Genomic DNA, 13,663 nt, shown 5'->3' on the forward strand with positions numbered 1-13,663 from the left:
TGGTCATCAGCGTTGCTTTCCTGGCTCAGATCCGCTGACGGCCTGGGGACGGGCCACGATCAGTACTTCGTCGGGCGTCGAACCCAGGACGGCCGCAGATTCCGAGTCGGCTCCCAGAAAGACGACGTTCTTGCCGGGGTCTCCAGAGGCCCACGTCGATGGGGTGTCTTCACTCCTGGAGGACCAAATGAGAATCGCGTCGGTGGTCCGTACTGGTCCGTGATCGTCATGACTCAACACTCGGACGGAGGCTCCCGGGCCCAATAAGGAGACTGCCTCGGGATCCCTGACGCGCACCGCCACGGCCACTAGCCCCTCCGCTAGGTGTTCCGTGAGTTCCGGGGAGACCAGCATGGACGAAAACACAGGCTGATCTCGCATGACCGGTACGGCCAGCGTGCGCTGTTCCACCGACTCGGGATTTGGTGGATCGCGCGGGAGATTCTCCGATAAAGCTCCCATGACCTCCACGGTTCTGAGGTCCGATGGCTCGATGCGGTGCCCTATGGGGAGATCCTTGGCGGCCACCACGATGTGGGACTTTTCTGAGGCATCCCGACTGGGCCAGAACATTCCGACGAGCGATGACCCGACGATGAGGAGAATTCCGAGGGTGCGCGAGCGGCGACTCAAGCGGCTTCGGATCCTGACGCGCAGAGGGATAGTCCTTCGAGGCCGTTGCGAGCGAGGGAATATCTTGGTCCACATGACCCGAGAATCGCATGCTCGGTGAGTAGCCGCCCGCGATGCGGTGGCAAACGCCGTCCCACGGTGAATAACTCGTCAACCCGCGACGGGAGAATGATTCTGTGGACGGACCAGTTATTCCCCGGAGGACGCCGTAGAACTCGAACCCGAGCTCGACGACGAACCCGAAACGTTGGAATCGCTCGACTTTGAATCGGTGCTGTAGAAGCCGCTTCCCTTGAAGCTCACACCCACGGTGTTGAACTTTTTGCGAAGGCTCTTCTGGCCACATTCCGGGCATTCGGTGAGCGCGTCGTCCGTGAAGGCCTGACGGATATCGAACGCGTGCTGACAGTTCTTACAGACGTACGCGTAGACGGGCATGAAGGGGCTCCTCGGGAATCCAGGGGGTGTACAGCCCTATATCCTACGGCTCATCATGAGAGGCTCGTTAACCCGCGTTCGGTGCAGATCTGTCCAACGCGCGCGTCATGAGCCTCTGCCGGCACGGTACCGCTCGGAAAAATCTCCTCCGCGAAACATATGCCTACGTCTGCACCGGGGTTCGGTCCCGCGGCGGCTTCGGCAAGTGCGGCGTCGTAATACCCGCCGCCGTAGCCTAAGCGAACACCGTTGGTGTCGAATGCCAGCGCTGGGACCAGTCGGAGCGCGCAGCCGACGAACGCTTCGGTGGTTTGCCGGGGGCCGATGGGCTCCTCGATCCCGAACGGGCTACGGATCGTCTCGACCTGGGGGCTCCACGCGACCCAGTGCATGACGCGGTGGGGCAAGGTGATCGGCACGATCACGTTCCTCCCAGCGGCGTGAATCTCTGTCAAGGCCTCGTGAAGCGGAGGCTCCGACGGCGTCGGTAGGAAGGCGGCAACCGTTTCTCCGCGCGAAACCTGGCCCATCACCAGGTCGAGCAAGGTATCCCGCCATTGAGCCGCGAGGCGACGTCGGACTGTTCCCGTGGAGTCCGATCTCACGCGCTCCGCCCTCAACTCAAGGACGTCGCGCCTCAATTGCGCCTTGTCGGAGCCTGGATTGGGCATCTGGAGGGACCTTTCCGGACGAATCGATGTAGCCCTCGTCAACCGAAGTGGTAACCCGGAAGATTGTTGGACCGGTGGGAAATACCTTCCGGTGACCATGTCACGGCTATGTTTGGCCGGTGGATTGCCTCGGAAAGGTGGCAAAACTCCCGAATTTTCGAGGGCTCTCAGCTATTCTGAATTGTATGTCCGCAAATGATTCACAAAAACCCGTCACCAAAGCCGTCATTCCGGCCGCAGGGTTGGGTACACGGTTCTTACCTGCCACCAAGGCGAGCCCCAAGGAAATGTTGCCGGTGGTGGACCGGCCGGCTATTCAGTACGTCGTGCAGGAAGCTGTTTCCGCAGGTCTCGAAGACATCCTCATGATTACGGGGCGTTCCAAACGGGCCCTCGAGGATCATTTTGACCGGATTCCCGATCTTGAGGCTTCCCTCAAGGAACAGGGAAAGGATGCCCTTCTCGCATCGGTGCAGCAGGCCACGGCGTTGGGCGAACTGCACTACCTGCGCCAAGGTGACCCCAAGGGACTGGGCCACGCGGTGTTGCGTGCCAAAACCCACGTGGGGGATAACCCCTTCGCGGTGCTTCTGGGCGATGATCTCATCGATGAAAAAGAAGATCTGCTGGAGCGCATGATTACTGCTCAGCAGTCCACGGGTGGCAGCGTCGTCGCCCTCATGGAAGTTCCTCAGGACCAGATCAGCGCTTACGGCTGCGCCGCGGTGGAAGCCGTGGAGGGTGAAGAGTACGTCAAGGTTACTGGCATGGTGGAGAAGCCTAAGCCGGAGGAAGCTCCTTCGAACTTGGCCATCATCGGACGGTACGTCCTGCACCCGCACGTCTTCGATGTTCTCGAGAACACTCCTCCCGGACGCGGTAACGAAATTCAGCTGACGGATGCCTTGGAAACCATGGGGCAGGGCACCGGCGAAGGCGATGGCGTTTACGGCGTCATCTTCAAGGGACGTCGATTCGACACCGGTGACAAGCTGTCCTACCTCAAGGCCAACGTGATCCTCGCGGCAGAACGTGACGATCTGGGCCCTGGCCTGCGGAGCTGGCTTAAGGAGTTCGTGGAGACCCTTCCCGAAAGCTAGGTCTGAACTCACAGCGAACCGTGCGAGGCGGGGCACCCTGGTGGGTTGCCCCGCCTCGTTTTTCGTGAATTGACCACTCGAAAAATTCATGGATGAGGGGCGTGACACACCCTGTTGGAAATCCCTTGGGGCGTGATTTCCGGGCTAAACTACAAGCGTGTCTTTTTCATGGGTTTCAGCTTCCAGCCTGTTGTTGGTGGTTGCTTTCGTCGTCGTTTTTTGGTCGGTGCGTGTCATCGATCGACGTCGCCGTCCAACAGTCGTCGCGCAAGTCAGCGCGAGCGATATTATGGAGGACACAGAACCCGCCTTCCCCCGGGACCACGTGCTACTGCGTCAAAGGAATGACATGTACAGTAACCAGTCCCCGAGCACACTAAACGTGAGCTCAGACGACGTCGAGGCCCGGCGTGGCATCACGGAAGAAGAATCCGTACACCCGGCCGAGAATCCTCGACAGGAAGGTGTTCGTGTTCCGCGTCCGTCGCGAAAGACGACTAGCGGCACGGCAGATCATGCCCAGAACGCCACACCTCACATTCGCTGGGGTCGTACCGGAGTTGCCCTCTTCGGTCTGGCGGCGCTGCTCACCGGCGTTGTGACCGCAATTCTCGCGCCCATCACCGCAGTTTCCTGGACCTTGCCGGTCTTCGCTTTCATCCTGGGTCTCGGGGCGTTCGTGAGCCTGCGCTACCTTGCCTTGGCCGACCGCCAGGCGGTCGCTCGTCCGGCAACTGTCCCCGCAGATGATCGTTCTGCAGAGTGGGCCGAAGATTATGAAGCTGAACAGCTTGCGTCGACCCCGGAATCTACGCAGGGCCTAGTGGTCAAGGACCGGGAGAGTTTCTTCAACGCTGAAGGCACCAGTTCGGCCCGTACCGAAGGCGCCCCCTCGGATCGTGATGTGAAGCGCGACTCCGAGACAATTGCGGCGAGCCTGCCCTCTGTCCAGGAAGCGCCTGCGCAGACCGAGTACGACCATTCTGAGAATGTCCCCTTCGTCGAAGAGCCTGGGCTGGATATCGAGACTCTTCGGGAGCAGGCCCGTCGAGTCGCGGCGGGAAAGCCGATCGCGTTCACCCCTGCGACGAGCGAATGGTCGCCCGTGGAATTGCCCAAGCCGATGTACATCGACGCCCCCGAAGCGCGGCGTCCGGCTCCTACTCCGGCGGTGGCTCCCGAAACTCCTCAATCCACCTCGACGACGGTCACGGAAGCTGCCTCAAAGGGCAACAGCAGCCGGTCGCAGCTCAATCTCGACGATGTTCTCTCTCGCCGCAGGGCATGATCCACGCCCAGCTCAACGAAAAGTGATGGAAAGCAACCCGCCGGCTCTACCGGCGGGTTGCTTTGTCGATAGGGTTATTGCAGGGACCGAACCACGGCCGCAATGATGCAGCGCGGCAGAAAGAGAAGACAGCCGATGAGTAGCTCTCACGAAGAAATTGAACGTAAGTACGAGGCACCCGCCGACGCGGACGTGCACCCCGACCTGAGCGAACTGAACCACCTCACGCCGGACGAACACCCCGATGACCAGCATCTGGAAGCAACCTACTTCGATACCCCGGGGCGGGCCTTGGGCGCCAACAGGGTCGTGGTGCGGCGTCGTCGTGGCGGGCATGACGAAGGCTGGCACGTGAAATTTGCCCTCGGGGATACGCGCCACGAAGTCCACTACGACCTTCTTAAGACGTCGTCCGCGATGCCGGCCGCCGTCTCGTCCCTGCTGGGCGGGATCACCCTGGGCGAGGAACTGGCGCCCATTGCTGAATTGACCACGCAGCGGCGTCGGACGGTTCTTCGCGATGACGAGGGCCGCGAGGTCGCAGAGGTGTGTGACGACACCGTTCATTCGACGGATTTCTCGACCGGCACGGAGCGTCAGTGGCGGGAATGGGAAGTTGAGCTGTTGGATGAAACCCTCGGTGAGAAGGCCCAGAACAAGGTCTTTAAGAAGGTCGAAAAGGTTCTCAAGCGTGCGGGCGCCACGTCGTCCACCGCGACCGCCAAGATTGCCCGCGCGCTGGGCCAGGACCCAGCCTTCGACGAGTCGGCTCAGATCGAGATCCAGGAGTCGCCTCAGCCTGCTCAGTCCACGCCTGCGTTGACCGGAGCTCAGAAGCTCATTTCGGCAGCGTTGCACGAATACCTCGACGACGTCCCCGCACTGGACCTCGGTGTGCACGCGGGCGTCGAGGATTCGGTGCATCAGCTCCGTATTCGTTTGCGCGGCCTCCGGAGCATCCTGCGGGGTCTACGAGGGATCATCGATGCAGATACCGAGAAGAGGCTTTCAGAAGGCCTCAAGGCGAGCGGTGGCAGTTTGAGCCCGTATCGCGACCTCGAGGTAGTGCGCGAGGTTCTTAGTGAGAGCGACCAATGGGAGCGACTCACCCAGGTCGCCCGAGATGAGATCTCGGAGGTGCTGGTCGAGGAGGAGGCGGCGGCCTTGCGCTCTGCGACCACACGATTGCGTTCTGAGGAGCATCTCGCGGTGCTCACGGAATTGCGCGCCGTCGCGGCCCAGCCGGTTCTGGAGGCCCATGCCGCGGACTGGTCGGGAAAGAAGGTCGCCAAGGCGATGCTTTCGGCGCTCAATGAGCGCTTGGTCCGTCGTGGTGGGAAAGTTGGCGACCAGGGGGACCCGGTCATGGAAGAGGCCCTTGAGGGCCTGCACGACGTGCGGAAAGCCGCGAAATCGCTGCGTTACGTCATCGATACCTTGTCGGCGGAGTCGGCCGTGCCTAAGAAGAAGCGCGACGAGGTCAGTTCGGAACGCCACGATGCCAAGAAGTTGCAGTCGCAATTGGGCCGCACCATGGATCTGAAGGCGGCGGTGGATTGGCTGGATCACGCCGCGCGAGTCTTCCAGCGTCGGAAACAGGATCGGTACGCGCTGGGAGTGCTTGCCGGTGCGACGGCGGTTCACTTGGAGAAATCCCTGGATCATGGACTCGATTTGGTGAACGAGCTCGACTGACGCGAACGGGGAGGGATAATGCCCACCTCCCGATTCGTTTGCACGGTTAAAGCGGATGGCCCCGGGGAGTACCCGGGGCCATCCTTTGCATCACACACAGGAAGAAGGTCTTCACTCAATTCGGAGGCACCAACCGCGCTAAGTCCAATGTTCCGGACCGTCCCAGGTTTGCCTCCCGGCTATTTGGTAATGAAAACATTACCTAATTGAGAAGTGGGTCGCTAGCCCCAAGTTAGGGTTACCTTGGGTTTCTTGATGACAAGGCGTCGTTAAGTTCCCCAATTGGCGGAATAGCGGGGGAGTATGGGGCCTTCCGTGGCTCCGATGATCACAAGTTGTGTTGGATATCACTCACACTAAAGGGGCGAATACGGGTTCCACGGAGTGATTCGGTAAGGTCAAGGTATGCGCGAGTGGATCGAGGGCCTGGATCTGTGGATAGCGATCCTCTTCTTTTGGTCCGGCGGGATCATGAGGTCTTCCGCGATCTATGGCCTGGCACGGGCCGCTTCTGCCGGTGGACGCCGTGCCTCCACCATCAATCTGGCCTTTGATTCCGCTATTTATCGTCGAGCCGAGGCCGTGGTTCATCGCTGGGGCGTACTGGCGGTCCCGGCCTGTTACCTGACCGTGGGCTTCCAGACCGCTGTCCTCGCGGTGACGGGGCTAACTCGCATGCCTTTGCCCCGATGGATTCCGGCCATGTTGGTGGGAACTCTCATGTGGGGAGTCATCTACGGAACCATTGGCATGGCCGTGGTGTGGGCTTGGTTGCAACGGCCCTGGTTCGCCGTCTTGGCAATTGGCGTGGTGATCGTGGCCGTGGTGGCGGTGCGGTACTGGAGGCGCCGATCACGCGTCGTGGGGGACGAGGCATCGTCCGAGCTTCCGCGGGATCCTCACTGATCCAAAAAAGGGACGCGGTTCACTGACCGCGTCCCTACATTTGTGGAGCTAAGGGGAATCGAACCCCTGACCTTTTCATTGCGAACGAAACGCTCTACCAACTGAGCTATAGCCCCGTACAACCCCTCCAGAGTACTCCCGAGGGATTTTTTCGACAAATCGGACGGTCCTGGCCAAGGTCCCACGCTGATACATTGACTGCATGACTCAAGTACCAGAGCCGAGCGCGCCGAACGTTGCGGACGAGGCCCATGACCCTTCCGCTCCGGAACTTCTCGGTCCGCTCTCCGCGGGTATTACGGTGGGGTTCGTTCCGGGCGTCATGCCAGGCAAATGGTTTGATCGCTGGGATGACCGTTTCTCTCGGTCTACCCCTCTGACTCGCTTGCCGGTAGGTGCGGCCCGTGGCGTCGAAACCTTGGAGCAAGAGCGTGCTCACATGGTGCTAGCCCGACCCGACGACGAGCCCAAGCTCAACGATCGCGACCGTTTCCACACGGTCAAGCTGTACGAGGAGACGATGGTCGTCGTCCTTCCCATCGATCACGTGCTGACCTTGCTCGATACGGTTCCACTCGAGGAGCTGTCCGAGGAATTCATGCTGCAACGGCCGGAGTCCATTCCCGAGTGGGCGAGCATCAGGGCTACTGCGGATGACGCTGAACCGCAGAAGTTGCCTCCGATGCGAGACACGGCCGACGCCGTCGAGCTGGTGGCCGCGGGAATTGGCCTGCTCATCGTGCCCATGTCCTTAGCGCGGCATCACCATCGAAAGGACGTTACATTTCGCCCCGTCGACGGTATGCGGGAACGGCCCGTCGTACTGGCTTGGCCGCGCGACCTGGAACGGCCGGAGCCCGATGAGGCCATTCTTCAAGAATTCGTGGGCGTCGTGAGGGGGCGGACGTCGGCGAGTTCGCGCGGCGGATCGACCGGCCGGTCGAGAAAAGACGCCGGGGCGAATGCACAACGCCCGGCCGCGGTTACTGGAAAACCGGGCCGGGCGTCATCGAATCGAACGAAGCCTAAGCCGAACCGCCCTGCGAAGAGTCGCCGTGGCTCGACTCGGGGCTCGAGGCGTTAGTGTTCGCGGACACAATGGGGTTGCTCTGCGTTCCATGAATCACGGATTGGTTCATTAGAGGTATGCGCAGTCCATCCTGATCCAGTGCCTTCTTGACATAGATGCGGAGAACTCGAGCGACGTCCCACTGTTGTAGCGGGGCAGTCCGAATCGCAATGCGCAACGTGAGGTATTCGCCGGTCATTTCCTCGATGCCCCACACCTCGGGTTTGCCGCGAATGGACTTGCCGATGTCGGTTTCCTTTTTGACCTGACGTGCGGCATGTAGGAGCAGCTCCGTGACCTCTTCGATATTGGTGTTGTAGGGGACGGGCACATCCACGATGGTGCGCGCCCAGCCCTGCGATTTATTGCCCACACGCAGAATTTCCCCATTACGGACGTGCCAGAGGGTGCCTTCGACGTCACGCACCTGCGTCACGCGCAGACCCACCGACTCGACCGTGCCACTGGCTTCGCCCAGGTCGACGACGTCGCCAATGCCGAGCTGGTCCTCGGCCACGATGGAGACTCCCGCCAGATAGTCCTTGACGAGCGACTGTGCGCCGAAGGACAAAGCGACACCGGCAATACCAGCACTGGCGATCACCGGAGCGATGTTGAAGCCCAATTCGGAGATGATCATGAGGACGGCAATGGTCCAGATGACGATCGTCACGACGGAGCGGAGCACAGAACCCACAGTTTGGGCGCGCTGTGATTGGCGCTTTCGGGCCGTGACGGCGTCTTCAATCCACTCATTCTGGGTGGTGTTGGGCTGGGCGACGTCGGCGCTTTTCTTGCTCACGACCCGGACCCGGGTGCCACGGGCGATGCCCTCGGTGACCTTTCGGATCACGGACCTCGCCACCATGTTCAGGGCGATCGCGATGACGAAGATCAGCACGATGCGCAGCGGGTGGCCGAGCCAAAATTCCAAACTAGAAAGGTCCGTCAAGAGATTCTGCGGATTCTCGGCGGTGATATTCATGGAATCCACCGTAATCGTAAGCCTTGAGCCGTGACTAATAGCGGGCTGATCGTCTGCTGAGGACGGAAGCTCACGCGGGCCCCACTAGGATTGTCTCCATGGCTCTGCAGATGGACACACGACCCGCCGCTTACGCGGTGATCATCGAACAAGGCAAAATTCTGTTGACCCACTGGACCGGAGAGCGGCATCCGGAACGCGCGGGATGGACGTTGCCGGGTGGCGGTTTGGAAGTCGGTGAGTCGGCGGAAGAGGCCGTCATTCGTGAAGCCTATGAGGAAAGCGGATATCGCGTGCGCCTCGACGGCATACTCGGGGTGGACAGCAAGTACTACGACGACGGTCGTGACAAGCCTTTTCACAGCCTGAGGATTCTCTATCGGGCATTCATCACGGGTGGTCGCGCTGGAGTGACCGATATCGGAGGCTCCACTGACGACGTCGCCTGGATCCCGCTGGACGACTTGCCGAAGATTCGTAAGGTCTCCCTCGTGGAGGTCGCCGCGAAATATTATGGATTGGCCTATTAGGGCCCGGCATCGGCCCCTAACTATCCGTGTGAACTAGAGGAGTGACGTGGTGAAGCGTTGGTCAGTTTCGATTCTCGCCCTGGTGGCGAGCCTTGCGGTCGTGCTGACTGGTTGTTCCGGAGGCAACGGCGTCACCTCCGACCCCTCGGCGTCGGAATATCGAACTATCCGAATCGGTAAAGGGGTCTCACAAGAGACCGAGACGATCGCGTATTTGTACGCCGGAATTCTCCGGGACGCGGGGTATAAAACCGAAGTCATCGATACCCCGAAAAATCGGGAGGAATACGTCCGGACCATGAACGACGGCGGGGATTCCTCGCCAGATATCGTGCCGGACTATTCCGGAAACCTGCTGCTCGATCTGACCCACGGTGGCAAAGACAATCCGCAGGCCACGGCCACACCGACTCCCAGCGAGAGCGACGGCACTAATCCGCGGGCGAGTGCATCGGCGACACCAACGCCCACACCCACGGCCGCATTCAACATTCACGGGATGTCTAGCAGCGATATTTCGGCGACTTTGCCCAAAGTGTTGCCGAAAGAGGTAACCACGCTCAATGCCTCGTCGGCCGAGAATAAGGATGCCTTGGTGGTCAATAGGATTACGGCCGCCAAGTACAAGCTTTCCACCATCGCCGACTTGACGGGTCAGTGCAAAAACCTGACCTTTGGTGTTCCGACCGGGTTCCCCGCGAAAACGTACGGGGCGCAGGGCCTCAAGGACTTGTACGGGTGCACTCCCAAGAAATTCGTGGAGGTCGACAGCCAAGAGGACCTGTCCCATAAGCTTGCCGCCGGCGAAGTGGACGTGGCCGACATTTTCACGGCATCGGGCTCCATCCCGGAAAATAACTACCTCATTTTGGAGGACCCCAAAGCCAATTTTGTGGCGCAACAGGTGACCCCCATTATTCGGGAGAGCGACGTTCCCGATTCGGCCAAGGACGCCATCAATTCGCTGTCGGGCAAGATCGGCACCTCTGATCTGGTTTTCTTGGACCAACTGACCTCTGGTGACCAGCCGATTTCATCCGAGGATGCTGCGTCGTTCTGGCTTCGAGAAAACAAGGGCTAAGGGGTTCACGAAGGCGTCATCTAGACGCGAGACGGATGACACACCACCTCATACACGGCGACGAGGGGTAATCTGTCCGACATGGCACAATTCCGGCAGTCGCAAAAGCTGAACAACGTCCTCTACGACATCCGAGGACCGGTACTCGAAGAGGCCGAGAAAATGGAGGCGCAGGGGCATCGCATCCTCCGCCTCAACATCGGTAACCCGGCACCTTTCGGTTTCGAGGCGCCCGACGCCGTCATGATGGACATGATCCGTCATCTGCCGGAAGCCCAGGGGTATTCGGATTCGCGGGGAATCTATTCGGCGCGAACGGCCGTGGTGCAGTACTACCAGACGCGTGGAATCCGGAACCTGGAAACGAACGACGTATACATCGGCAACGGTGTCTCTGAAATGATCACGCTGTCTTTGCAGGCGCTGTGCAACCCCGGGGACGAGATTTTGGTTCCGTCTCCGGACTACCCGCTGTGGACGGCCTCGGTCGCGCTGTCCGGTGGTACGCCCGTGCACTACCGTTGCGATGAAGAGAACGGGTGGGATCCAGACGTCGAAGACCTCGAATCCAAGATCACGCCTCAGACCAAGGGCATCGTGGTGATCAACCCGAACAATCCGACGGGCGCGGTGTACTCCCGGGAGACTCTGCAGCGCATCGTGGAGGTCGCCCGGAAACACGAGCTGATCCTCTTCTCGGACGAGATCTACGAGAAAATCACGTACGACGACGCTTCGATGATCAACACTGCGTCGCTCGCCGGGGAAGACGTCCTCTGCCTGACCTATTCAGGCCTGTCCAAGGCTTATCGTGTGGCGGGGTACCGCGCGGGATGGCTGGCCATCACCGGTCCCATGTGGAAGGCCAGTGACTACGTAGAGGGCATCAAACTTTTGGCGAATATGCGCATGTGCGCCAATGTTCCGGCGCAGCATGCGATTCAGACGGCTTTGGGCGGTTACCAGTCCATCAATGATTTGATCCTGCCGGGTGGCCGTCTCAAGGAGCAGCGCGACATTGCGTATCGAAAGCTCAACGAGATTGACGGGGTCACCTGCCAGCAGGCCCAGGGTGCTCTCTATCTCTTCCCGAAACTCGACGTGGAAAAGTTCGGGATTCACGACGACGAGAGATTCGCCTTGGACTTGCTCAAGGAACAGAAGATCCTCGTCAGTCACGGCACGGCCTTCAACTGGGAGGCCCCGGACCACTTCCGCTTGGTGACTTTGCCGGATGTGCAAACCCTCGATACGGCCATCGACCGCATTGGGGAATTCCTCAGCGGATATCACCAGAGCTGAGGCAACCGGGGCCCGCCCTCCGTGCCCTGCTAAACCGCGGTAGCTACGATGCCGTCCCCTCACCGGAATCCGCCTGGGCACGACGTTCTTTCGCCGCGTCCAGGCGGTTTTTTGCGCCGTCTAACCATTCTTCGCAGCGCTGAGCCAAGGCCTCGCCGCGCTCCCACAGAGCGAGTGAATCTTCCAGGCTCGAAGTGCCGGATTCTAGGCGCGAAACGATGCTCATGAGTTCTTCGCGAGCCTGTTCGTAACTGAGCTCGTCGACGGATGGAGTGGATTTTTCCTGGTCGTTCATGGCTGGAGGCCTTTCGTCAGGGTGAATGGTGGTTGGTTGGTCTGTTCGTTACAGGCAGCCAGGCGGGTGGATCGGACGATGTCGGTGTTTGTGCTGGCGGTGCTTGAGGTGGTTACTGGTCTCGAGGGTCATCGGTGTGTAGGTCCTCGACGGTGGCGTCGAATCCACCCGACGCGACTCTGACCCGGATCGAAGAACCTGAGCCCAGCGCGGAAGCTTCCCTGACGACGTCGCCGGTAGAGGCATCCTGGACCACGGCGTATCCGCGGTCCAATGTTTTTTGCGGGGACAGCGAACGTACCCGAGAGCGCAGGTGCGCCACGGATTCCCGATGCCGTTCCAAGGAAACCGTGACGGCCCGGAAAGCCCTCTGACGTGCAGCGTCGGTCTCTTCCTCCCGCGCCATGAGCATGGTTTCTGGATGAGCGAGCACCGGCCGCGATCGAAACTGGGCGAGTGCTTGGGCCTCTCGGTCCAGGTACGTTCGGAGGGTCCGCTCGGTCGCGGCTCGGGCCTGAGCGATACGAAGCCGTTCCTCTTCGACGTCGGGCACGACCGTTTTCCCGGCGTCCGTGGGGGTGGAAGCCCGCCAGTCCGCGACATAGTCCAGCAAGGGTTGGTCGGCTTCGTGCCCAATGGCCGAGATGACCGGGGTATTGGCTTGGTACACGGCTCGGATCATGCCTTCTTCGCTGAAGGGCAACAGGTCCTCGAGGGCGCCGCCGCCGCGGGCAATGACGATGACGTCCACGGCGTCGTCCGCGTCCAGTTCTCGAAGGGCGCCCGTGACCTGCGAGAGCGCATGAACGCCCTGCACGGCAACTTCACGCACTTCAAAGTGAGCACCCGGCCATCGGAGCCGCGCATTGCGAATGACGTCTTTCTCGGCGTCGGAATCGCGACCGGTAATGAGCCCGATGCGCTGGGGGAGCACCGGTAGCGGCTTCTTATGGGCAGGGTCGAAAAGGCCTTCCGCTTGTAGGCTTCGACGGAGCCTTTCGATGCGTTCCAGCATGTCTCCGAGGCCGACCTGGCGAATTCCGCTCCCGAGCATCGATAATCGACCGGTCTTGGTCCAGAAATCGGGCTTCAGTCGCACGACCACACGCATGCCGTGTGCGAGCTCCCCATCCACCATGGCCGTCTCCCGGGGGAAAAGGCTCACCGGCACCGAGATTTCTTCTTCGAGGTCCCGGAGCGTGAGGTATGTGACACGGGCGCGTTTCTTCAGCTCGATGATCTGCCCTTCGACCCACATCGCGTCGCACCGAGCGATGTATTGGTGCATTTTTTGGGAGAGCATGTGGAGGGGCCAAGGGTTCTCAGGTGTGGTCTCTCTGGCCAGGGCGGCCAGCTCACGCTCGCCGGAGGGTTCATGATGGCCAGAGCCCTCTGGAACGGGCGGGAAGGAGGACTCTGAGGGTCCCGAAGTTTTGGGGTTACTCATGGTTCATACCTATCGTCTCCACCTGAAGGTCGGTGCCGCGCGGCGGAACATTGCCGCTCCGTTGTGCATTCCTCAGCCTCCAAGGGCCAAAATACGTACTTACCCACAACACACTCGAAGATACGTTCGAATGCTGTGGTGCGCAACCATTTCATCGTATCCGGGTGCCTTGCGTGGAAGCGTGGCGTTGGGCATGTCAGCTGTCCAGAAAGGCCGAGCAAGT

The 13,663-nt window shown here is 60.5% G+C and carries 14 protein-coding genes and 1 tRNA gene; 8 read left to right on the forward strand and 7 right to left on the reverse strand.

Translation table 11 applies throughout. The features are described from left to right. Window positions 1–6: 6 nt before the first annotated feature. From B9Y51_RS07295 to B9Y51_RS07305, 3 genes are all read right to left on the reverse strand, one after another. The gene (locus tag B9Y51_RS07295; RefSeq protein ID WP_158088269.1) at window positions 7–633 is read right to left on the reverse strand and encodes an SAF domain-containing protein; all 627 of its coding nucleotides are present in this window, start codon (window positions 631–633) and stop codon (window positions 7–9) included. A gap of 189 nt (window positions 634–822) precedes the next feature. After that, the gene (locus B9Y51_RS07300; RefSeq protein WP_048682613.1) at window positions 823–1,071 is read right to left on the reverse strand and encodes an FmdB family zinc ribbon protein; all 249 of its coding nucleotides are present in this window, start codon (window positions 1,069–1,071) and stop codon (window positions 823–825) included. A gap of 53 nt (window positions 1,072–1,124) precedes the next feature. Then, window positions 1,125–1,742, reverse strand: coding sequence for a 5-formyltetrahydrofolate cyclo-ligase (locus tag B9Y51_RS07305; protein WP_048682610.1), 618 nt, complete (start codon window positions 1,740–1,742; stop codon window positions 1,125–1,127). A gap of 185 nt (window positions 1,743–1,927) precedes the next feature. On the opposite strand from B9Y51_RS07305, the gene galU reads away from it, so the two are divergent. From galU to B9Y51_RS07325, 4 genes are all read left to right on the forward strand, one after another. Continuing rightward, entirely contained in the window at window positions 1,928–2,842 is a 915-nt protein-coding gene (gene galU / locus B9Y51_RS07310; protein WP_085529273.1) for a UTP--glucose-1-phosphate uridylyltransferase GalU, read from the forward strand. Between the two features lie 349 nt (window positions 2,843–3,191). Next, the gene (locus B9Y51_RS07315) at window positions 3,192–4,130 is read left to right on the forward strand and encodes a hypothetical protein (protein ID WP_085529274.1); all 939 of its coding nucleotides are present in this window, start codon (window positions 3,192–3,194) and stop codon (window positions 4,128–4,130) included. Between the two features lie 135 nt (window positions 4,131–4,265). Then, entirely contained in the window at window positions 4,266–5,825 is a 1,560-nt protein-coding gene (locus B9Y51_RS07320) for a CYTH and CHAD domain-containing protein (protein ID WP_158088270.1), read from the forward strand. Between the two features lie 405 nt (window positions 5,826–6,230). Beyond that, entirely contained in the window at window positions 6,231–6,731 is a 501-nt protein-coding gene (locus B9Y51_RS07325; protein WP_085529276.1) for a DedA family protein, read from the forward strand. Between the two features lie 43 nt (window positions 6,732–6,774). On the opposite strand, the gene B9Y51_RS07330 is transcribed toward B9Y51_RS07325, so the two are convergent. After that, a tRNA-Ala gene (locus B9Y51_RS07330) sits at window positions 6,775–6,847 on the reverse strand. 86 nt (window positions 6,848–6,933) lie between these two features. Here B9Y51_RS07330 and B9Y51_RS07335 point away from each other — a divergent pair. Then, window positions 6,934–7,815 carry a LysR substrate-binding domain-containing protein gene (locus tag B9Y51_RS07335; protein WP_085529277.1) on the forward strand — a complete coding sequence of 294 codons (882 nt, stop codon included), beginning with the start codon at window positions 6,934–6,936 and terminating at the stop codon, window positions 7,813–7,815. Here the strand turns inward: B9Y51_RS07335 and B9Y51_RS07340 are convergent. Continuing rightward, window positions 7,757–8,785, reverse strand: coding sequence for a mechanosensitive ion channel family protein (locus B9Y51_RS07340; protein WP_065424318.1), 1,029 nt, complete (start codon window positions 8,783–8,785; stop codon window positions 7,757–7,759). The two genes, B9Y51_RS07335 and B9Y51_RS07340, sit on opposite strands and share 59 nt — an antisense overlap. A gap of 98 nt (window positions 8,786–8,883) precedes the next feature. Here B9Y51_RS07340 and B9Y51_RS07345 point away from each other — a divergent pair, with 98 nt between their 5' ends. The 3 genes from B9Y51_RS07345 (at window position 8,884) to B9Y51_RS07355 (ending at window position 11,698) form a co-directional block, all read left to right on the forward strand. After that, the gene (locus B9Y51_RS07345) at window positions 8,884–9,315 is read left to right on the forward strand and encodes an NUDIX hydrolase (RefSeq protein WP_048682890.1); all 432 of its coding nucleotides are present in this window, start codon (window positions 8,884–8,886) and stop codon (window positions 9,313–9,315) included. 49 nt (window positions 9,316–9,364) lie between these two features. Continuing rightward, complete coding sequence (locus B9Y51_RS07350) at window positions 9,365–10,396, forward strand: ABC transporter substrate-binding protein (protein WP_158088271.1); 1,032 nt, start codon at window positions 9,365–9,367, stop codon at window positions 10,394–10,396. An 81-nt stretch (window positions 10,397–10,477) separates the two neighbouring features. After that, window positions 10,478–11,698, forward strand: coding sequence for a pyridoxal phosphate-dependent aminotransferase (locus B9Y51_RS07355; RefSeq protein ID WP_048682884.1), 1,221 nt, complete (start codon window positions 10,478–10,480; stop codon window positions 11,696–11,698). Window positions 11,699–11,741: 43 nt separating this feature from the next. On the opposite strand, the gene B9Y51_RS07360 is transcribed toward B9Y51_RS07355, so the two are convergent. Both B9Y51_RS07360 and xseA read right to left on the reverse strand, forming a co-directional pair. After that, entirely contained in the window at window positions 11,742–11,993 is a 252-nt protein-coding gene (locus tag B9Y51_RS07360) for an exodeoxyribonuclease VII small subunit (protein ID WP_085529279.1), read from the reverse strand. A gap of 112 nt (window positions 11,994–12,105) precedes the next feature. Continuing rightward, window positions 12,106–13,440, reverse strand: coding sequence for an exodeoxyribonuclease VII large subunit (gene xseA, locus B9Y51_RS07365; RefSeq protein WP_085529280.1), 1,335 nt, complete (start codon window positions 13,438–13,440; stop codon window positions 12,106–12,108). Window positions 13,441–13,663: the final 223 nt, after the last annotated feature.

This window comes from Kocuria massiliensis, assembly GCF_900169715.1.
Classification (GTDB): Bacteria; Actinomycetota; Actinomycetes; order Actinomycetales; family Micrococcaceae; genus Rothia; species Rothia massiliensis.

Coding starts and splice junctions, on each gene's coding strand:
- B9Y51_RS07320 (WP_158088270.1), top strand. CDS start 4,266: ATGAGTAGCTCTCACGAAGAAATTGAACGTAAGTACGAGGCACCCGCC.
- B9Y51_RS07305 (WP_048682610.1), bottom strand. CDS start 1,742: ATGCCCAATCCAGGCTCCGACAAGGCGCAATTGAGGCGCGACGTCCTT.
- galU (WP_085529273.1), top strand. CDS start 1,928: ATGTCCGCAAATGATTCACAAAAACCCGTCACCAAAGCCGTCATTCCG.
- B9Y51_RS07300 (WP_048682613.1), bottom strand. CDS start 1,071: ATGCCCGTCTACGCGTACGTCTGTAAGAACTGTCAGCACGCGTTCGAT.
- B9Y51_RS07345 (WP_048682890.1), top strand. CDS start 8,884: ATGGCTCTGCAGATGGACACACGACCCGCCGCTTACGCGGTGATCATC.
- B9Y51_RS07335 (WP_085529277.1), top strand. CDS start 6,934: ATGACTCAAGTACCAGAGCCGAGCGCGCCGAACGTTGCGGACGAGGCC.
- B9Y51_RS07355 (WP_048682884.1), top strand. CDS start 10,478: ATGGCACAATTCCGGCAGTCGCAAAAGCTGAACAACGTCCTCTACGAC.
- B9Y51_RS07325 (WP_085529276.1), top strand. CDS start 6,231: ATGCGCGAGTGGATCGAGGGCCTGGATCTGTGGATAGCGATCCTCTTC.
- B9Y51_RS07360 (WP_085529279.1), bottom strand. CDS start 11,993: ATGAACGACCAGGAAAAATCCACTCCATCCGTCGACGAGCTCAGTTAC.
- B9Y51_RS07340 (WP_065424318.1), bottom strand. CDS start 8,785: ATGAATATCACCGCCGAGAATCCGCAGAATCTCTTGACGGACCTTTCT.
- xseA (WP_085529280.1), bottom strand. CDS start 13,440: ATGAGTAACCCCAAAACTTCGGGACCCTCAGAGTCCTCCTTCCCGCCC.
- B9Y51_RS07315 (WP_085529274.1), top strand. CDS start 3,192: ATGTACAGTAACCAGTCCCCGAGCACACTAAACGTGAGCTCAGACGAC.